General features: G+C 49.8%; 20 protein-coding genes. 6 read left to right on the forward strand and 14 right to left on the reverse strand.

Features of this window, described 5'->3' with window-relative positions; genetic code table 11:
- Positions 1-139: 139 nt before the first annotated feature.
- The 5 genes from BTA51_RS04515 to BTA51_RS04535 all read right to left on the reverse strand — a co-directional run bounded on the left by BTA51_RS04515 (position 140) and on the right by BTA51_RS04535 (position 3,959).
- A complete protein-coding gene (locus BTA51_RS04515; RefSeq protein ID WP_094706230.1) occupies positions 140-1,507 on the reverse strand; it encodes an ATP-binding protein in 1,368 nt (455 codons plus the stop codon).
- Positions 1,508-1,510: 3 nt separating this feature from the next.
- Complete coding sequence (locus BTA51_RS04520; protein WP_094706715.1) at positions 1,511-2,200, reverse strand: response regulator transcription factor; 690 nt, start codon at positions 2,198-2,200, stop codon at positions 1,511-1,513.
- 102 nt (positions 2,201-2,302) lie between these two features.
- The gene (locus BTA51_RS04525) at positions 2,303-2,635 is read right to left on the reverse strand and encodes a PepSY domain-containing protein (protein ID WP_094706231.1); all 333 of its coding nucleotides are present in this window, start codon (positions 2,633-2,635) and stop codon (positions 2,303-2,305) included.
- A gap of 23 nt (positions 2,636-2,658) precedes the next feature.
- Entirely contained in the window at positions 2,659-3,171 is a 513-nt protein-coding gene (locus tag BTA51_RS04530) for a glycine zipper 2TM domain-containing protein (protein WP_246840921.1), read from the reverse strand.
- A gap of 188 nt (positions 3,172-3,359) precedes the next feature.
- Positions 3,360-3,959, reverse strand: a complete 600-nt coding sequence (locus tag BTA51_RS04535) for a TetR/AcrR family transcriptional regulator (RefSeq protein ID WP_094706233.1) — start codon at positions 3,957-3,959, stop codon at positions 3,360-3,362.
- Between the two features lie 150 nt (positions 3,960-4,109).
- On the opposite strand from BTA51_RS04535, the gene BTA51_RS04540 reads away from it, so the two are divergent.
- Complete coding sequence (locus BTA51_RS04540) at positions 4,110-4,718, forward strand: glutathione S-transferase family protein (RefSeq protein ID WP_094706234.1); 609 nt, start codon at positions 4,110-4,112, stop codon at positions 4,716-4,718.
- 39 nt (positions 4,719-4,757) lie between these two features.
- A complete protein-coding gene (locus BTA51_RS04545; RefSeq protein ID WP_094706235.1) occupies positions 4,758-5,417 on the forward strand; it encodes a glutathione S-transferase family protein in 660 nt (219 codons plus the stop codon).
- Between the two features lie 26 nt (positions 5,418-5,443).
- Here BTA51_RS04545 and BTA51_RS04550 read toward each other — a convergent pair whose 3' ends face one another.
- From BTA51_RS04550 to BTA51_RS04560, 3 genes are all read right to left on the reverse strand, one after another.
- Positions 5,444-6,394 carry a WD40 repeat domain-containing protein gene (locus tag BTA51_RS04550; RefSeq protein ID WP_246840922.1) on the reverse strand — a complete coding sequence of 317 codons (951 nt, stop codon included), beginning with the start codon at positions 6,392-6,394 and terminating at the stop codon, positions 5,444-5,446.
- Between the two features lie 351 nt (positions 6,395-6,745).
- The gene (gene rsd / locus BTA51_RS04555; RefSeq protein WP_094706237.1) at positions 6,746-7,219 is read right to left on the reverse strand and encodes a sigma D regulator; all 474 of its coding nucleotides are present in this window, start codon (positions 7,217-7,219) and stop codon (positions 6,746-6,748) included.
- 369 nt (positions 7,220-7,588) lie between these two features.
- The gene (locus BTA51_RS04560) at positions 7,589-8,092 is read right to left on the reverse strand and encodes a disulfide bond formation protein B (protein ID WP_168188055.1); all 504 of its coding nucleotides are present in this window, start codon (positions 8,090-8,092) and stop codon (positions 7,589-7,591) included.
- Between the two features lie 129 nt (positions 8,093-8,221).
- On the opposite strand from BTA51_RS04560, the gene BTA51_RS04565 reads away from it, so the two are divergent.
- Positions 8,222-8,671, forward strand: coding sequence for a flagellar basal body-associated protein FliL (locus tag BTA51_RS04565; RefSeq protein ID WP_246840923.1), 450 nt, complete (start codon positions 8,222-8,224; stop codon positions 8,669-8,671).
- A gap of 81 nt (positions 8,672-8,752) precedes the next feature.
- Here the strand turns inward: BTA51_RS04565 and rmf are convergent, their stop codons facing one another.
- From rmf to BTA51_RS04585, 4 genes are all read right to left on the reverse strand, one after another.
- Complete coding sequence (rmf, locus tag BTA51_RS04570) at positions 8,753-8,953, reverse strand: ribosome modulation factor (RefSeq protein ID WP_094706239.1); 201 nt, start codon at positions 8,951-8,953, stop codon at positions 8,753-8,755.
- A 301-nt stretch (positions 8,954-9,254) separates the two neighbouring features.
- Positions 9,255-10,847: a glutamate--cysteine ligase gene (gshA, locus tag BTA51_RS04575; protein WP_094706240.1), complete on the reverse strand. Its 1,593-nt coding sequence runs from the start codon at positions 10,845-10,847 to the stop codon at positions 9,255-9,257.
- Between the two features lie 170 nt (positions 10,848-11,017).
- Positions 11,018-13,348 carry a Tex family protein gene (locus BTA51_RS04580; protein WP_094706241.1) on the reverse strand — a complete coding sequence of 777 codons (2,331 nt, stop codon included), beginning with the start codon at positions 13,346-13,348 and terminating at the stop codon, positions 11,018-11,020.
- Between the two features lie 248 nt (positions 13,349-13,596).
- Entirely contained in the window at positions 13,597-15,363 is a 1,767-nt protein-coding gene (locus BTA51_RS04585; protein WP_094706242.1) for a bifunctional diguanylate cyclase/phosphodiesterase, read from the reverse strand.
- A 263-nt stretch (positions 15,364-15,626) separates the two neighbouring features.
- On the opposite strand from BTA51_RS04585, the gene rep reads away from it, so the two are divergent.
- Entirely contained in the window at positions 15,627-17,654 is a 2,028-nt protein-coding gene (rep, locus tag BTA51_RS04590) for a DNA helicase Rep (protein WP_094706243.1), read from the forward strand.
- Positions 17,655-17,767: 113 nt separating this feature from the next.
- On the opposite strand, the gene BTA51_RS04595 is transcribed toward rep, so the two are convergent.
- Together BTA51_RS04595 and BTA51_RS04600 are read right to left on the reverse strand one after the other, a co-directional pair.
- On the reverse strand, positions 17,768-18,196 hold the full coding sequence (locus BTA51_RS04595; protein ID WP_305794048.1) for a cytochrome c5 family protein: 429 nt from the start codon (positions 18,194-18,196) through the stop codon (positions 17,768-17,770).
- 111 nt (positions 18,197-18,307) lie between these two features.
- Positions 18,308-18,736, reverse strand: a complete 429-nt coding sequence (locus BTA51_RS04600; protein WP_246840924.1) for a hypothetical protein — start codon at positions 18,734-18,736, stop codon at positions 18,308-18,310.
- A 364-nt stretch (positions 18,737-19,100) separates the two neighbouring features.
- Here BTA51_RS04600 and BTA51_RS04610 point away from each other — a divergent pair, with 364 nt between their 5' ends.
- Entirely contained in the window at positions 19,101-19,439 is a 339-nt protein-coding gene (locus tag BTA51_RS04610) for a hypothetical protein (RefSeq protein ID WP_094706246.1), read from the forward strand.
- Positions 19,403-19,708 carry a DUF2845 domain-containing protein gene (locus BTA51_RS04615; RefSeq protein ID WP_246840925.1) on the forward strand — a complete coding sequence of 102 codons (306 nt, stop codon included), beginning with the start codon at positions 19,403-19,405 and terminating at the stop codon, positions 19,706-19,708. The genes BTA51_RS04610 and BTA51_RS04615 overlap by 37 nt, the downstream gene beginning before the upstream one ends.
- Positions 19,709-19,744: the final 36 nt, after the last annotated feature.

Here is a 19,744-nt window from a genome sequence, read left to right on the forward strand (position 1 = left end):
ATGAGGTACCTGGCTAGATTTCTAAGGCACCCTTCTGAATTGATTCCAGTGTAGGAAAGCAGGAGGTAAAAATGAATTTTATTAATTCAAATGTTTTGATAGTCAATAACTATAGAAGAGTCATCATGATGGCCGAGAGTCAGGATGACAGAGCCGCTCCAGGCAACCGGATACATATCCGAGCACCGGAATACTCCTTTTCTCCCCGCAATAGCTGGATTTTTCCGTCATATCCGGCAACAAGGTCTGCCACAACAGAGAGTCCTATCCCCTGACCTATGGGGCGGCTGTCCAGCCGCACTCCCCTTTGCAACACAGCTTCCCAACGCTGCTCGGGAATACCGACGCCATCGTCACTGACAATCAATGTAAGACGAGGATCTTCCTGGTTCAAAAATACTGTGACGGATACTCTGTGGTCACCGTATTTGAAGGCGTTCTCTGTCAGATTACCGATAATCTCCATTAAATCAGATTCGTCGCCCAGGAAGCCTGCCAGTGGATCAACATCAAGACTCAATGACATCCCACGGTCTTGATAGACTTTTCCGAGAACACTGGTAATTCTTTCTACGACAGGCTGCACTTTCACCGGCTTGGCCCAGACGCCGGTACTGCCGCTACTCGCCCTTTTCAGTTGATATGTGATGACATCATCCATGCGCCCAACCTGCTCTTGGAGCAGTTGAACTGAGCCTGCTTCAAGCCTGCCTCCCTTATTCAGCTCACCCCGAATCACTGCAAGAGGTGTTTTCAGACTATGAGCCAAATCTCCAAGGCTGTTGCGGTATCTTTCACGCTGCTTACGCTCTACATGAAGGACAGTATTCAAGGCCTTGGTCAGCGCAGCAATCTCTCTGGGATAGTTTTCATCAATGGTCTCCCTCTCAGCTTTTTCGACAGCTCCGAGCTCTCTCACAACCTGATTCAAGGGCTTTTGCACCCAGCCGATCAGAACACCAATCAGCAGCATTAATAGAAGAGACAATCCTCCAAGTCCAATAGCGAGCGTGGTGGTAAAGGTTCTGGATTCCTGACGCACCAGGCGCTGGTCCTGCCATACTTCAAAAACCATAAGAGGATTATTGGCGGATTCGCCAAATCTCACGGGCAACGAGAGTACGAGATAATCATCAACTCCAGACCGTTCCTGAACCCGGATTTTTCCAGGCGCGATATCGGAGGGATATCCAGGCTGTTCAACTGTGATGCCTAGCGCCGAGTGGGACTGCCAAAGCAGATCGCCCTGGGTGGAACGCACTTGACCAAACAGACCGGACTGAACCTGATTAAACCGTTCATCCTGAAGGGATTCAGGCAGCCAGACGGCACCATCAGAGGGTTCAGCCACCGCAAGAAGGCTATAGAGTTGAGCGGTGAGGCGTTCGATGTTGGCGCGGTCCAGACTCTGTTGATAGGCCAGATATAGCACCAGCCCCGCGGCCACCATGAATAAGGGAATCGCAACGGCAAACAGGCCGACCCTGGCTCTCAACGACAGAGGCATGAACTAGCTACCGGATTTGTTAACCGGCAATTCAAACCGGTATCCCTGCCCCCTTAGAGTGGAAATGGGGCGCAAAACACCTTCTGGGTCGAGTTTTTTACGCAAGCGCCCGATAAAAACTTCTATCACATTGCTGTCCCGGTCATAGTCCTGGGCATATAAATGTTCGGTCAGGTCTGTTTTGGAGACGGCCTGCCCTGCTCTATGTATCAAATATTCCAACGTATTATATTCATAGGCAGTCAGTTCAAGAGGACTGCCATTCACTTGAACTGATTTTGCGGCGGTATCCAGAACAATGGGGCCTGCTTCAATCACAGCACTGGTAAATCCGGAAGCTCTTCGCAGCAACGCACTCATTCTTGCCAGCAACTCCGCCAGATGAAACGGCTTGACCAGGTAATCATCAGCGCCTACTTCCAGGCCGTTGACTTTATCCTGCCAATGTCCCCGTGCCGTAAGAATCAAAATAGGAAAAGAGCGTCCTTTTTCGCGCCAGTCTTTCACTACAGCCAAACCATCTTTCTTTGGCAATCCAATATCCACAATTGCGAGGTCGTATGCGGTCTCCATGCCTAAATACGTTGCCTCTTCGCCGTCCTCTGCCGTATCGACGGCATATCCTTTTCGATTAAGCTCTTCCAATAACTGGCCTCGTAACAGAGCTTCATCTTCAACCAACAGGATTCTCATGCATTCTTTTCCCATTCAACATTGGATTCCATCGGGTGCCCCAATATCTCATTTTTCTGAGATAGATCACCGGGAAACGCCCCCATGGACGTTACTGGCAGATCAGCCCATCCCACCAGTTGTTTTGTTGACCGTAAAGGTTTTTACAACACCATTTGGCAGCAATACCCGGACCTTATAGAACTCACCCTGTGTCTCAACACGCAAAACTTTTCCTCCGGTACGACGCTGAACCATTCTGGCGGCTTCACCGGCTGAGATTCCTTCCCCGTTATCTGCCAACAGGTGTCGCTCTCTCGTGTGGATAGGTTGATGCGCAGCATCTCCCCACAGTTTAAACCTGCCGGAATCACTCCCTCGGGGAGCAGAGAATACTGAAGTGCTGAAAATTGCAGCGATCAGTATTCCGGCAATCACAAGGTGTCTGTTAACCATAAATCTGGATATCGTTTATTGAATTAGTAAGGTTCAACCGTGACCCGAATACGGATCCGATCACCAGGCGCATGATCCATACGTGTCCGGAACTCTTGCCCATCATACTGGTAAGTTACCCAATATCCCACTGTCTCATCATAGTATGAAACATCGTAGGTGGTGTCGCACTGGCGCTCGTTTGTGTAGTAAACGTTCGTGTAACCATTGCTGCTATTACGCTGGCTTACATCATGACCAATAGCGGCCCCAAGCAATGCACCAACAGCAGTTCCAACTTGCTTGTTCCGTTTTTTATGGCCAACGGCGTTACCGACAGCCCCACCAATAACTCCACCAAGGATAGTACCGGTATAGTTTTGGTCATTACCGGGAACATGTTCTTCATGACGAACCTGCTCAGTCCAGCAGTTCTCAATGGGTGTACGCTGTTCACGAGTCCTGGTAATTGGCTCTACGTCCACAACGTTCGCATAAGTAACGGCTTTATGAGGACCCTTGGGGCCTTGAGTGTGGCCTGGCTTATGATGCGCCATTGCTGGCACAGAAAGACAAAGCGAAACAGCAAGTGCGGTAAGTTTAATTGCTTTCATTGACGATTCTCCTTTTGCATCGGTTGGAGAAACTTTAACCATTGTAAACTGAATATTGGCTGAATCTAACAGCCGTCTTCACACAGGCTTGATTCTGTAGGGTAACCCTACTCAATATTCACTGAAAATCTCTACCACCTCACCATCCAATCCTGTATCTCTGATATCAGAAAATCCAACGTACTATCGTAGCGTTGGGGATCGGAACTGGACCGACGCATGGCGATAATTCCCTGCAGAACAGTCACAATATAGCGGGCCGCATGGTCAGGCTGAATTCCGCCACGCAGCTGACCGGCTTCTCCGGTTCTCTGCAATGCATTGCGGATCAGGGCTTCCAGCTGCTGGTACCATTCATCTACCCGCTTTTGAGTTCGCTCATCATGCAAACCTCTTTCAATTCCCGCATTCTGAACAAAACATCCCCAACGACCACCTTTACCTGCCATGGCCCCTTGCAGCAACTGAAGATAGCCGATTAATCCTGTGATATCGGCATTTTCCTGCAGCAGGGGGTCAATCAAGCGACGGATCACAGTATTGGAATAGTGATCCAGAGCCAGGTGAAACAGTGCTTCCTTATCCCCGTAGCAGTTGTACAGCGAAAACCTGTTTATACCCAATGTCTCCACCAGCTGCTGCATGGAAGTTGCTTCATAACCGTTCTCCCAAAATAGCTTCATGGCGAGATACAGTTTTTCCTGTGGATCGAATGAAATGGAACGCCCCATTCAAACTCCTCAATTGAATCGCTTCTGATCAATAAACGAGCACATCATTTTTGGTGGTCAGATTATAACCTTTTCTTGACTGATCGTTTATATAAATTATATAAATTCCATATTTCTAACCAATCAGTCAAAAAAGTGGGATACAAAATAATGAAAATATATGAAACCCGAGTTGCCCCAAATCCTCGCCGGGTCAGGATCTTCCTGGCAGAAAAAGGCATTGACATGGAATACGTGGAAATCAATCTGCTGAAGGCTGAGCACCATACCCCGGAATTCAAAGAAAAAAATCCCTTCAGCCTTGTCCCCGTTCTTGAGTTTGACAATGGCCACCATCTTTCCGAAACCGTCGCTATCTGTCGTTACTTCGAAGAAATCCAACCTGAACCGGCGTTATTCGGTCGCACTCCTGAAGAGAAAGCCCTGGTCGAGATGTGGAACCGCCGCAGTGAATTCTATTTTTTCCTTCCTACCGGAATGTGCTTCCAGCATACCACTGACTATTTTAAAGGCCTGAAACAACAGATTCCTGAGTGGGGACAACTGTGCCGCAGTCGTGCTGAGAAGTTTTTCAGCGTCCTTGAACGCCACTTCGAGAACAACGAATTTATGACCGGTGATTATTACAGTATTGCTGATATCACCACACTCTGTGCATTGGAGTTTTCCAAAGTGAACAACCTGAGAGTTCAACCCGAGCAAAAGAATTTACAGCGATGGCTGGAGCAAATGAGAAGCCGTCCGAGCTACTCAGCATAAGCACTGTGCCTTCAAGAAAATCAATCCAAGGGAAAATACATGATCGACCTATACACATCCCCCACCCCCAACGGACACAAAATCAGCATTGCCCTTGAGGAAATGGCACTGCCCTATCGGGTGATACCCGTCAATCTCAGCAAGGGGGAACAAAAAACGCCAGAGTATCTGGAGCTCAATCCCAATGGCCGAATCCCCTCGATTGTGGATCGGGACAACGATGACTTTGTGGTCTTCGAGTCCGGCGCTATTCTGATTTATCTGGGCGAGAAGACTGGGAAATTTTATCCCCAGGACGCCAAACGTCGCTCCCGGGTGATCCAATGGCTGATGTTTCAAATGGGAGGCATTGGCCCAATGATGGGACAGGCCAATGTGTTCTATCGGTATTTTCCGGAGAAGATTCAACCGGCCATTGATCGCTATCACCATGAGGTCAAGCGTCTGTTCACTGTCCTCGACAATCACCTAGCCAAACACGAGTATCTGGCAGACGACTACAGCATTGCTGATATGGCGAACTGGGCATGGGTCAGAACCCACAAATGGTCCGGCGTCAGTGTCGACGATCTCCCCAACCTTACACGCTGGCTGGAGGCCATTGGGGACAGGTCAGCAGCTCAAAAAGGTATCAGCATACCTGCCAGACCCGACCCGGACGCAATAGTCAAAGGAGCCCAGAACATCGTCATCCGCTAGGCTAAGGGAGTTATTATGGGGATAAATCAGCGGCTGAAGGTTTGCAGTAATCCATCGGAGGATACTGCCACAATTTTCTTATCCCCTGTAAAAGCAACGGCAAGGATTGCCCCACTGCTGCCAGGACCCCATTGGCTGCGAGACTTTGCCTTCCAGTGTGCTAACTCTGTCCCATCAGACGTGCTGACAAGATAAATATCACCGCGGAAAGTTCCCAGAACCAACTGCTTGTTGTCTGGCGAAAAGCGGGCGCTGGTGAAGTTTTCGTAGCGGTAATCCAGCTTGGTCAGCGCATCTCCGCTGGTTGTATCCCAAACTACAGCATCTTCTCTCTGCGCCGAAGTAAATGCCATACTGCCATCCACCGCCAGGGCAACGGTTCTTACCTGGTTTGCATGAGTAAAGGTATGCAGGGGAGCGCCATCTTCAACCCGCCACAGTCTGGCAGTTTGATCATCCGAGCCGGTCAGGGCCAGCAATCCATTTTCACTCAACGAAACTCCGTGAACTTCCGCTTCATGCTGAAATTCGTATAACACTGTCCCGCGCTCAATATCAAAATAGGCCGCCTGATTATTCTGCATTCCCAACAAGGCATAACGACCATCCGGCCCGATGGCCACTGAGATCACTTTTGACGGAGCACGCCAGAAATTCAGCGACCTGCCGCTACTCACATCCCATACCAGCAGATTGGTATCCTCAGCAGTAATAGCCACACGACCGGAAGCCGAAATATCTGCCGCACGAAAAGAGGTATATTCTCCTGCCTTGCGATTCCAGTTATATAGACGCTCCGAGCGATTAACGTCCCAGAGACTGCCGCCATGCTGAATGGAACCAATCACTGTATAAGAAGCGTCACCCGCTATTCCTGCACTCAACACTCCCTGGACAGCAACCTCAAACGTTTTATCAGGTCCGGGAGCTTCGCAACCGGTAAGAGAAAATAACGACAGGATAATAGACAAGGCCACAGCAGTTCGCGTTCTGAAAATACGAGCCGTAGACAATAGGAGAGTCACTTTTACAATTTATCCATAGCGGTGAGGTTACAGGGTTCAGCTCAGGAAACTGGACTTGAGCACTTAGTGTAGTTTAGCCAACAGACCTTATAAGACCAAATATCAGGATAAAAAAGAATAAGTTATGTTAAGACTGATCATAACAATGCCAAGCAGGCAACAAAAGGCGGGAGGGCCACTAATCCCATCGAGACCAGCGAAACAGATATCTCGCAGGCCATCGTGGGAAACATGGGATCTTGCTATATTGATTCAAGCAAGATTATTAATTCAAGCGGCATTACTGATTCAGAAGACTTTGATTCAGGCAACCTGATCGGCGTGGGCGGTATGTAGTTTGGCGATCAACATATCTTCCAACTCAAACCGTTCTTCCAGCTTCTCACCCAATTTGGACAACTCAGGCAGCATGGCGTTGATTTCTTCAAGCTCTTCCGGAGTTTTATCAAACTTATCATTAAAATCGAGTGACGCTTCGGTGGTGCGTTGAATTTCTGGGTACAACTTGTGAGCCAGCTCAATGCCACCGTCGTTGAATTCGTGCGCTTCCTCAATCAGTTGTTCGTATACTTCGAAGTGGCCAGCGGACACATAGTCCAAAAGCACCTGACAAAACTGACGAAAAGTGGTGACGGCAACTTCGCAGTCATCAAAATCCCCTCTGCCAATCAAATCACAATAGCGAACTATCAAATCCTGACGTTCGCGCAGCCAACGATCGATAATCTCGCTGACTCCACCCCATTTTTCTTTTGCGCTCTGGCAGTTATCTAGCATGACCTCACCTTTCCAGACCTAGCTCTACTGACGTTATTTTTTTGTGTGAACGTGGCAATACGAAAACAAACAGCCACTACTTTGACACCAGCCCACAAAAACATTTTAAGTATGAAACCAGGTTATCCAGCACCAGAAACCTGGGGTGGCCGCCTGGTAAACTGCCGACCCTGGCTTCACTCTAAACCTAGTGGGCTTACAACAATATTACTGACGAATCAGTGGATTCCACTATACGCGAACACGCGTTCCTGAAACAAGGCCGCAACACATATTGGCACTAAAACCGGCCAAGCTTTTGCAGAATTTTTAGTTTCGGCAATGTTTACCTCATACCAGTACAGCGCTTACCTCAAACTGACACGTTTGTCAGGCATTGCCTTGTTTGCGCATAAAGGTAAAAAGCAAAACTGCAATAAATCCAACAAACGCCAGTGCCGTCCATCCTGGAATACTCACACCAAGGAAGGTCCATTGCACTTCTGCACATTCACCTGTTCCCTTGAGCATCATGGTGATCACTTCACTCATGGGGAACACTTCCAACATATATTCCAACCCGGGACCACATGCAGGGACCTGGTCTTCAGGAAGGCTCTGTAACCATAACTGCCGGATAGCGAGTGACAGACCAGCCAATGCCACCAGTCCACCCAATGAGGTATAAATGATGGTACCCACCTTTTCGGGGCCATGGAGAAACGCGATCAGAAACACCAGACCCAGAGTAACAAAGGCTATTCTCTGCGCCATACATAGAGGGCACGGCTCCAGCCCTTCAACATACTGGAGGTAAAATGCAAACCCCATCAGACCGGCAATGACGGCAAACGCCAGACCGTATATCATTCGATTAGTTAACCACCCGGGCATAATATCTCCTGCTCGCTATAATGATTCAGGGCTGACCCACAATCCCCGTAAGGACGAACAGGATAGGCCATCATATGAACGCAAACAATCCATTTGACGTAGCGCAAGTGCTTGTCTAGGCTCGAATTAATGAAATTTAATCTGTACTGGGACTCCTGCCTTATGCAATTCAGAACCTACCTTCCATCGACCATGATGCTGGTAATCATGCTGTTGTTTACCCTGCACTCCGCAGCAGAGGAAGGTGAGCCGGAGCTGATTCAATATATCGAGATGACACCTTCCTTCGTATTGAATTATGGTCCCCCCTCCCCCAAGCTCAGCTATGCCAAAGTGGATATCTCATTAAGGGTAAACTCCCGGGCTGCTGCAGAAGGCGTGGAACATCACATGCCGGCACTGCGTAATGCCATTGTCCTGCTGTTCAGTAAGCAGACCGAAGAAATCATGGGTAATAATCAAGGGCGGGAGAAGCTTCGCCTGGAGGCTTTAGAGACACTGAAAAATATTTTGCAGGAAGAAGAAGGTAACCCAATGGTCGAAGACCTTCTGTTCACCAACTTTGTGGTGCAGAGGTAAAAGCGAGGGTCTTCCTCTTCTCTCAGAAAGACATCAAGGCCGCTTAACCTATTAGCGGCCCATGGCAGGAAAAGTAGATATCTAGGCAGTTCTTGGGATGGACTGTACCGTTCCGCCGATCTGCTGACCGTCCTCCCAGCCCGCTTCCCAGGCAGCAATCGCCACATCACCGCGATAAGGACATTTTACCCTGTCCATTCCCAACACTCCGGCCATGTATCCCTGCTGATAGGCCTTGTTGAGAGTCTCCAGATTCCAGTTCAAGGAAAGATCGTTCGCCATGGCGACAGTCCCCGGGATTTACCCTGTTTTTTCCATGTGGTTGTAGTCGTTTAATAAGCGCAGCAACAAAGAGATCAGGTACACCAGGTAGGCGTCACTGCAACAACTTCACTGCTTAAACTTAGGCCGATATCGCTCAGAACGAGGATTCGTAAAAATACCTATTCCGGTCTTACAGTTCACAAAACTGTAAATTCGTTTATCGGTTTGTAATTTTTTTTATCAACAAAAAACAACCTATCATGTTCCTTCAACCGCTCACAATCTCAAAGCTGTGAAATAGTGTGAATTGTGAGCTGGTTTACGAATAAGTCAGGTACTGGCGCAAATAGTCTTCAAACGATTGTGAATCAGCCTCCCTTAAAGCCCGTTCATCAAGCCAGGATTGCTCGGACAAGCGCTGAGCCTGTTGCATTTGCTCCGGTGTTAGCGCCTCATCCAGAAGTTGCTGATGGTGGCGTTGTGACATATCCAGAATCCAGTCTGCATATCCTTTTCTTCCACGCCCCATCGCCGTCAGGAGTTTCGCAGATGGCGTTAAGTGACTATCCGTCAGCGTGGCATGGGCATGCTTCAGCGCTTCCTTGTAACGCTCATCGCCATGGCTCTCAACCATGAGTTCGGCGACTTTTTCCATCTTTTCCAGCAATTCGTATCCCCAGTCGCGCAACAAGACTTGCCGATAGTCGGATCGGCTGTCCTTATTTTCAATCCGGGTCAGATAGCACTGAGGGTCACGTCCGCGTTCAACGGTTGCGGCAAAGTTCTGCTCGATCAAACCACATTCTTCATCAGTGATCATGGGGCTTTCATCAAGTAAGCAAGTCAGAAGAAACACATCAAGAAAGTGGGCTTTTTCGGTTTCGATACCAATAGGTGAAAACGGATTCAAGTCCAGACAACGGACCTCAATATATTCCACTCCCCGGCGCTGAAGTGCCTGGATTGGCTTCTCTCCACTCGCTGCCACACGCTTGGGACGAATAGAGTTATAGTATTCATTCTCAATCTGCAGGAGATTGGTATTCAGCTGTCGGTATTCTCCATCGACCCTGATTCCGATTTTTTCATAATCCGGATAAGGAACGTGGGTGGCTTCAAATAAAGTACTGAGATAAGTATTAAGGTGATTAAAGCAGATTTTCAGCGACGACTGAGCATTGTTCTGATATCCAAGACCGCTCATTCGCAGAGAAGTGGCATAGGGAAGTCCCAGGGTATCCGGCCCCATCTCCTCCAACTGGTGTTGGCGTCCATTGAGAAAACTTTTATCCAATACCGGAGAGGCACCGAACAGATACATCAGCAGCCACGACCAACGCCTGAAATTCCTGATCAGACTGAAATAGGTATCAGACTTGAAGTCCTGCAGGGATTGGTCCCCATCCTCAAGCTGGTGAAGGGCCTCCCAGAAGGTATCCCCCATCGAAAAATTGAAGTGTACGCCGGCGATACTCTGCATAATGCGGCCATACCGATATGACAATCCTTTTCGGTACACATGCTTGATCGTCCCAACGTTGGAGCTGCCGTATTCCGCTATACGTATACTGGGGTCTCCCTCCAGCCGACACGGCATGCTCCCAGCCCAGAATACTTCACCATCCGGCAGGTTTGCCTGCACGAATTTATGTGTATCCCGCAGGTCTGTCAGCATGTTGTCGATGCTGTTTTCAACAGGTGTAATCAGCTCCAGCAACGCTTCAGAGTAATCCGTGGTAATACTCGGATGGGTCAACGTGGACCCCAATGCCTGTGGATGATCTGTCTGCGATATTCGACCTTCAGAGTCTGCTCGCAGTCCTTCCTTCTCGACCCCCCTGTGAATATCCCGCAATGCATCCGGCTGACGTTGTAGCAGGTTATCCAATCTCTGGCTGAGGCGTTGGCTCATATGTTACCTCTGAATATAGTGTGGCCACCCGGTGAACCTGGATCTCCCGCGTGGCCAGTAGCAAAACCATGTCCCTGAAACCGGGAATTTCACCCGGTCAGACTGAGACTATGCTCCTGCATTAAAAGTTTCATCCGGACTCCAAAGAATCCTACTGATAAAACTTCGTTTTACGACGTCTTGGACGTCTTGTTTTTTTGCGCCTGCATTAATAATGCACCAAAGGACCCCATGCCGTCAGCATCGGATCGGCCTCTTCCCTTGCCTCCCGATTGCGTCTTCTGAGGTCTGGAAGCTTTTGCCGCACCATTGTCTGAAGCCGCAGGCAATTCGTCGTCCAGTCTCATGCTCAGACCAATCCGCTTGCGAGGGATATCCACTTCCATGACTTTGACTTTGACGATGTCGCCAGTCTTCACCACTTCCCTGGGATCTTTCACAAACTTGTTGGACAGCGCAGAGATATGCACCAACCCATCCTGGTGAACTCCGATATCAACAAAAGCACCAAAGTTCGCCACGTTGGTCACGGCACCTTCCAGCACCATGCCGGGCTTCAGATCCTTAATATCCTCAACCCCTTCCTGATATTGGGCAAAGGTGAACTCCGGCCGGGGATCGCGCCCTGGCTTATCCAGCTCCCGTATAATATCCCGGACCGTCGGAACACCGAAGTGATCGTCAACGTACTCTTCAGCTTTGAGGGCTTTCAAAAATGCTGAGTCTCCTATGATGGAGCCAATATCGCGGGATTGCTTATCCGCAATACGTGCGACCACCCCATAGGCCTCAGGGTGAACCGCGGAAGCATCCAACGGGTTGCTACCCTGCATGACACGCAGAAATCCTGCAGCCTGTTCAAAGGTTTTGTCTCCCAGACGGGCAACTTTGGTAAGCTCTTTCCGGGTTTTGAAGGCGCCATTGCTATCCCGGTAGCTGACAATATTACTGGCCAAAGTGGAGTTCAGACCGGCAACACGTGCCAACAGTGCGGATGACGCCGTATTAACATCCACTCCCACCGCGTTTACACAATCCTCGACTACAGCGTCGAGTGCTCTGGCCAATCGGGTCTGGCTGACATCATGCTGATACTGACCAACACCGATAGACTTCGGCTCAATCTTAACCAGCTCGGCCAACGGATCCTGTAATCGACGGGCTATGGAAACCGCTCCCCGGATGGTGACATCCAGATCAGGGAATTCACGAGCCGCAAATTCTGACGCGGAATATACCGACGCTCCCGCCTCATTCACCATGATCTTGGTCAGCTTCAATGCCGGAGCCGCCTTCATCAGATCGCCTACCAGCTTGTCTGTTTCCCTGGACGCCGTACCGTTTCCGATACTGATTAACTGCACCTGGTGTTTCTGGCACAGAGCCCCCAGCACAGCGATCGCCTGCTGCCATTGATTTTGTGGAGCATGCGGATAAATGGTAGCGTGATCGAGCATTTTACCGGTGCTGTCCACGACAGCGACTTTCACACCCGTTCGCAAACCGGGGTCCAGTCCCATAGTGGCACGAGGCCCGGCCGGGGCAGCCAATAACAAATCCTTGAGATTGCGGGCGAACACCTGAATCGCTTCTTCTTCCGCAGCTTCCCGCAGCTTGCCAAATAAATCCGTTTCAATCTGGGTGAGCAGTTTTACTCGCCAGGTCCAGCGAACCACTTCTTTCAGCCATGTATCAGCCGCTCGACCCTGATCCTTGATATGACAATGTGCCGCGATCATGTTTTCGCATGGGTGAGGCTCAAGACGTGATTCGGGTTCATCGGGAACTCCCAGTGCCACGTTGAGAATTCCAGCGGTACGGCCACGAAATACCGCAAGCGCACGGTGAGAAGGCACATCCTTCACCGGCTCCTGATAGTCGAAATAGTCCTTGAACTTGGCACCTTCCTGTTCCTTACCTTCGACAACCGAAACCTTCAGCAACCCCTGGCCCCACAGATGTTCCCGCAGGCGACCGATCAATTCCGCATCTTCCGCAAAACGCTCCATCAGGATGTGACGAGCCCCTTCCAATACAGCTTTTGTATCAGCGAAGCCGGCGTCTGCGTTGAGGTAATCCTGTGCAGATGCTTCTGGATCAAGGGAGGGATTTTCATAGAGGGCGTCTGCCAGTGGCTCAATCCCCGCTTCACGGGCAATCTGTGCTTTGGTTCGACGCTTGGGTTTGTAGGGAAGATACAAATCTTCCAACCGGTTTTTGGTATCGGCTTCCAGAATTGATTTCTTCAGTTCTGCCGTCAGTTTCCCCTGCTCATCAATACTGCCCAGGATAGACTGTCGGCGCTCCTCAAGTTCACGCAGGTAGCGAAGACGCTCTTCCAGATGACGAAGTTGAGTGTCATCCAGCCCGCCGGTTACCTCTTTACGGTAACGGGAAATAAAGGGGACCGTAGCGCCTTCATCAAGCAATTCCACTGCGGCCTTCACTTGAGAAGAGGCTGCATTCAGTTCATTGGCAATGGTGTTAAATATTTTATCCATTCAAAACCTTTTGAGTACTTCCCGGCAGAATGGTGCGCCAGGGGCTGTTATATCAATTGATCCACTGTCTGCTTTTTTCAATAGCCTGTATGGCTAAATTCAGTGGCCAGGGCGAAAAATAGCCGCCGAGACCATAGTGGCGACAGGGATTAAATTGCGCCGAAGGCAGCCATTATATCGATGCAGACATAAAGCAGAAGACTTGAAAGCGACAATTGAGGGAAAACACTGATCCAGGCAGGAGAATATCAGCCGGCACTGGGCCGGGCTTCAGAGGTAACCACACGTCCATGCACCAGAAAATCACTAAATTCTGTAAAGGTCATTGGCCTGGCAATCAAATATCCTTGCGCGAAGTCACAATGATGCCGACGCAGAAACTCCAATTGTTCAGGCGTTTCCACACCTTCGGCCACCACCTGCATGGAAAGATTGTGCGCCAGGGATATCATCCCCGCCACAAGCGTCTGGTCCTGGGAGCTGGCTGGCAATCGTTCGATGAAAGATTTATCTATTTTCACACTGGAAATGGGTAATGATCGCAAATTGCTGAACGAGGAATAGCCTGTACCAAAATCATCCAGGGCAAAACTAACCCCCATATGGGCCAGCTCCTTCAGGCACTTCACTGTGTACTCCCGGTCATACATCACCGCCGATTCTGTCAACTCGAATTCAAATCCGGTGGTATCAATTTCTGCGTTATAAATAATTCGGAAAACCGTTTCTGACAATTTGCGGTCATGAAACTGGCGGAAGGATAGATTGACCGAACACTGCAGTTGATCAAATCCGCGCTGCTGCAATTCTGCGAGATCCCGACAGGTCTGTTGCAACACCCAATATCCCATCGGGATAATCAGGCTGCTCTGCTCAGCCATGGGAATAAAAGTCTGCGGCGCTAGCATACCGAACTTCGGGTGCGGCCATCGAACCAATGCTTCCATTCCGATAATCCGACCGCTGCTCACTTCAATCTTAGGCTGGTAGTAGACCTCTAATTGATTTCCACGAATTGCCTGACGAAGATCCGCTTCCAGTTCCAGGCGACGCTTCAGATCCCGATTGCGGGCTTCATCAAAAAACCGGTAGGTGCTGCCAGGTTCTTTCTTGGCATCAAACATCGCCTGATTAGCATGTTGCAGCAACACATCGACACTTCTCCCCTCTTCCGGGTAGCTCGCCAGGCCCATTGATATATTGAGCTCAACGTCCCGATGGGAAACCTGGAACGGCTTGGAAAAAACCTCAATCAGCTTATCCGCTACCGCAGATAGACTGAACTCTTCCTCCACATCCTCCAGGATCACCGCAAATTCGTCGCCGCCAACGCGAGCCAGTCCATCACACTGTCTCAACACCTGCCGAACACGGGCGGCAACCATTTTGATCAGCAGATCTCCGCTCTTATACCCGAGAGCCTGATTCACTGTGCGGAAATGATCGATGTTAAGAAACAACAGACCGACCTGTTTATTCCCTCTCTGTGCACGCAGCATCGCCTGGTGCAGGCGATCATAAAATAAATTTCGATCAAGAATGCCGGTCAGAGAGTCCATCTGCTCGCGCAACTGACTGCCGGACCGAGCCAGTTCCCGATACCGGGCCCGGCGAATCGTCCGGATAAGCAATCCTGGGGTAAGTTCATTCTTGCAGAGATAATCTGAAGCGCCCTTCATGATGATTTTGCGGACATGGGATTCATCTCTGGAAGACCCCAGAGCAATGACCGGTGCTTGAGCGTACTCAGCAATCATTCGGAGAAAGCTTGCCTGATCCGACTCAAACAAATGTTCTTCCCATAAGACCATGTCATATTGTCTACGACGCATGACATCCATCATCATGGGCACACTGTTGCACCAATACAGGCGCATTTCTTCCTGCCCGGCCAGCAGGTTACGTATCCACAACAGGTCCGTATGTTGCCTGACCAGTAACAACACAGACAGGCGTCCTGAGGGCTGCCCTGGTCGTGAACCGGAAAATGCAGAAGCCTTAGACTTCCGTAACATAACAGACTCCATCCCGGTGGCGGGGAGATGTTAACCGTAATCTAAATAAACACGTGGATGCTATACAGTATAGATGGTCACGTTGAAACGGGGTGATTCTATTACATTGGGATAATCATTATGAACTAACGATAAATAATCCCAATGAAACTCTCGTCAATTTCTCTGATAAAATGCCGCTTTCCTCAGGAGTCATCATACTACACTCCTGGCCAAACAGGTTTTTCTTTCTTTTCCCGTTCTGATATCTGACAGGTTGTACTTTGGCTCAGCTGAATCCCAGGCAACGCGAAGCCGTGCATTACATTGATGGTCCACTACTCGTACTGGCAGGTGCCGGCAGCGGTAAGACCAGTGTTATCACCCGAAAAATCGCCTATCTCATTAAGGAATGCGGCCTGAAGGCCAAACATATTGCAGCGGTGACTTTTACCAACAAAGCCGCACGGGAGATGAAGGAACGGGTTACCCAGTTGGTCTCCGGCCCAGCTGCCAGGGGACTGACCGTTTCCACATTCCATAACCTGGGAATGAACATCATCCGCATTGAACATGAAGCTTTAGGCTACCGACCCGGCTTTTCCATTTTTGACGAGCAAGATGCCCGAACCATTATTCGGGATCTGATTTTCAAGGAGTTTGCCGACGCTATCGAGGATGTTGACCAATTGCAGGCTCAGTTCTCCGCCTGGAAAAACGACATGCTGACTCCTGAAGCGGCTATTCGCCAGGCAATTACACAGGACGAGCTTACCGCCGCCAGGGTCTACCAGCACTATAACCAGTATCTGAAGGCCTATAACGCCGTTGATTTTGATGACCTGATTCTGTTGCCGGTTCTCCTGTTCAGGGACCAACCGCAAATTCTGCAGAAGTGGCGACAGAGAATTCGCTATCTATTGGTGGATGAATATCAAGACACCAACCTGAGCCAATATGAACTCGTCCGGCAGTTAGTGATTGAAAGACAAGCTTTAACTGTCGTAGGAGATGACGACCAATCCATTTATGCCTGGAGGGGAGCCCGTCCTGAGAACCTAGCCCGGTTGCAGCAGGATTTTCCGTCACTGAAGTTGGTCAAGCTTGAACAGAACTACCGGTCTACGGCCCGTATTCTGAAAGCTGCGAACACCCTGATCGCCAACAACCCTCACGTCTTTGAAAAATCCCTATGGAGTGACTTTGGCATGGGCGAAGAAATTCGCCTGATTCAGGTACGCAACGAGGAAGCAGAGTCCGAGCGGATCGCCTCAGAAATCCTGGCGCTACGTCTGCAAAAGCGGGTTGATTTTAAAGACTGCGCAATTTTGTACCGTGGCAATCACCAGTCCAGGTTGCTGGAAATCAAGCTGCAGGCCAACCAGATCCCTTACCGGATCAGTGGCGGCACGTCATTCTTTTCCCGTAACGAAGTCAAGGATGCGCTATCTTACCTGCGCTTGATCGCCAATCCCGACGACGACAGCGCTTTCCTGCGGGTCGTGAATGTCCCCCGACGGGAAATTGGTCCGGCAACGCTGGAGACGCTTTCCAATTACGCACATCAGCGCAAGATCAGTCTGTTCAGTGCCATCAATGAGGTGGGTCTGGAAGAGGTCATGCGTGACCGGGCACTCCAGCATCTGCGGGAATTTGCCAATATCATTCTGCACACGACGAGCCGCTGTGAGGACGAAGATCCGATCCCGGCACTCAAGCAACTGTTTACCCAGGTCGACTATGAAGAGTGGTTGCTACAGAACAGCACTTCTCCCCAGCAGGCTGAGCGGCGTATGGGGAATGTGTGGTTACTGATTGATCAGGTAGCCCGGATGCTGGAGTACGATCCTCTGGATGAAGAACAGCTCACGCTGAAAGACGTTATAGCCAAACTGCTTCTGCGGGATATGATGGAACAACAGGCAGAGGAAGAGGACGAGGACAAAGTCCACCTTCTGACACTGCATGCTTCCAAAGGACTTGAGTTCCCCCATGTTTTCATTATGGGATTGGAAGAGGATATTCTTCCCCACCGAAACAGCATTGAAACCAACCAGATCGAAGAAGAGCGCCGACTGATGTATGTCGGCATCACCCGTGCGAGAAGTACTTTATGTATGACGTTCTGCGCAGAGCGAAAACAGTTTGGAGAAAAAATCGAGACCACCACCAGCCGCTTTCTGGATGAACTGCCCCAGGAAGATGTGATCTGGGAGGGAGTAGGCCACCAGAGCCCAGAGCGCAATAAAGCAAAGGGAAGGGCCACACTGGACGCCCTGTTCAGGGACCTTGCCGAAGATGGGTCCATGTAACTAACAGCGTTATTTAGGACGGGACGACACCAACAAAAAAGCCGCGAATAATCGCGGCTTTTCTTTATATATAGATATATAGGGCGTCAATATTACCTATATGAGAGCCAATACTACTGACTACGACCTACCATATACTCAACGGTCGCTGCGATTTCCTCATCGCTACAATCAGCACAGGTTCCACGAGCGGGCATACCACGAATACCACTGATTGCATGACTGATCAGAGTATCCACACCCTGTTCGATGCGTGGCGCCCACAATTCGGCATTACCCACCGTTGGAGCACCGGCTGCACCGGTATCATGACAGGCAAAGCACTTGCCTTTATATACTTCCTCGCCAGAGCGTGGACCGCTGGAAACTGCAGCAGAGGCTACCGCCTGGGCACCTTCACATTCCTGTCCGTCAACACAGACCTGACCTACCGGCTTAATACGATCTGCAATCTTTTGCTCGGCCGGGGTCAAGGACCATACAGTCCCTGCAACAAATAGCGCCGCAACGCTTAACAACACTTTCAGAGTCGTCTTCACCACACTACCTCATCACCAGCTATAAATTTTGTAGTGGCGCATTATAACGGCATTGCCGCGGAAATAAAAAGCAGGCCACACCGACATTTGACGGAGGTCATCCCCGCCGTGTCATTACTGGCCGGAAACCTCGGGCGAGGTATCAACCTGCTGCTCTACCGGCGCCGGCGTCACTGATTCAGGCGATGGGGGCATCAAAGGGTTACAGTTTTTGATCGAGACTTTGCCCTGTAACAGAGCGCCTTTGGAATACTCATTGAAGTGACAGGTGTTGGTGGCGGGATCATAATTTTCCACCCAAAGGTTGTCGTCTTTCCACGTGGCGGCAATATGATGCTGACCTTTAGGCACAGAAATGGACATCACACCACCATATCGCTTGACGAAAATCTGTTCAAAGTGAAAGTAGTAGGCCCCCCAACCGATCAATAAGACAATAATCGTTCCGATAAATCCGAACTTCCATTTATCTGCTTTACCGAAGAGGAACAGCAGAGAGATGGCAACAAGAAAAATCACCGCCCAATAAAAATAGGTAATCATGATAGGTCTGAACCAAGCTATGAATGTGAAGAGCACTTTAAGTGGTAAGGTCTGATATTTCCAATCGGAATTTATCTTATTTATCAATATCCCAGGGACCAACCTCCGTCATCAAAGGCAGGCGGGTGGAACATTCGCAAACCAATGGGTATAATGCGCGCCGCTGTTACCGCAGCATCTGAGTTCAGGCTCACAAGGCCCGAACATTCCCCGACGCCAAAAGCAGAGGGGCAGATTTCTCCCCCGGATAATTCCCTTCGTTCAGCGTCACCGGTTTTCCGCATATAATCCGCTGAGTTTGTCAGTTAGACTGACGACCAGAATAAGTATGAACATCTGATCTTTTTATCACCCGGAAACTGAAATGATGCAGTTAACGCCTTATCGAAAACTTATTTTGACCGTGGAGTTTATCGCCCTGGTAGTCCTGATTGGCTCAATGGTGATATTTGGTCAATTCACGGAAAATGGAGAGCCCCCGGCCCCTATTCTGTGGCTGATTCCCATCACCGCAAGCTTTCTGGTGATCTCCGGCTTCTCTGCCAATCTTTACATCCGTTGGATCGAGAGTGCGGATACCCGGCAAGCCAATACAATTCAGCGTCTGTTCATCTACCTATTGATAGCCTCTCTGTATCTGATTTGGTTTTTTGCAATAGGACAGGCATGGCTATCACATCAATTGGTAAGCGCAGCCTCCTGATATTGACGCTGGGGTTACTCCCGTCATTGTCATGGGGCATGAGATGCGGCACGGATATTATTAAACCCCAGGACCTTGAGTATGAGGTTTATCACAAGTGCGGGAAACCGGACTACACCAGTATCGTCGGCTATACACTGGTTGGAGACCGTCAGCGGGAGCATAAGATCGAGCGATGGATCTACGAACAATCCGGGGACGTGATCTATATCCTTGAGTTTGTTGGAGGAAAAGTGACTCGCATCGACTGGAAGCGCTCTCCCAAATAGCCAGGATCAACCCATGAAGACCACCAGCGGCGGTGG

Origin of the sequence: Hahella sp. CCB-MM4 (assembly GCF_002260525.1) — a bacterium.
In the GTDB taxonomy this organism is placed as follows: domain Bacteria; phylum Pseudomonadota; class Gammaproteobacteria; order Pseudomonadales; family Oleiphilaceae; genus Hahella.